Origin of the sequence: Paenibacillus sp. MER 180 (assembly GCF_023713665.1) — a bacterium.
Classification (GTDB): domain Bacteria; phylum Bacillota; class Bacilli; order Paenibacillales; family Paenibacillaceae; genus Paenibacillus_B; species Paenibacillus_B suaedae.
The window spans coordinates 1-255 of the sequence record NZ_JAMAVT010000117.1 but is presented as its reverse complement, the minus strand read 5'-3'; the positions used below and the strand labels follow the sequence as shown (position 1 = coordinate 255).

Below are 255 nucleotides of genomic sequence, written 5' to 3'. Positions count from 1 at the left end.
ATTTTATTAGGACTTTCTCTATAATCTCCGCCTTATCCATTTGTCCTTGCAGACAGCTCTGCAAAACATCTAGTGATGTAGCCGAGTACAGGTCACTAAACACTCCTTCATAAGCTGGAATTACTTGATCTAACAGTGCCCTAGTGTTGAGGTTGGCTTGCACATATAACGATGTAACAAACTCATGCTGGCGGGTAGCGTGTTGAAGTTCCATGTATGACTCATCCCAGATTCGGTGTGGCAAAGCATCTCCTC

General features: G+C 43.9%; 1 pseudogene. It reads right to left on the bottom strand.

The features are described 5' to 3' along the window. Positions 1-214 (bottom strand): annotated as a pseudogene (locus M3661_RS30120) (IS110 family RNA-guided transposase); the annotation flags it as partial. Positions 215-255 lie beyond the last annotated feature (41 nt).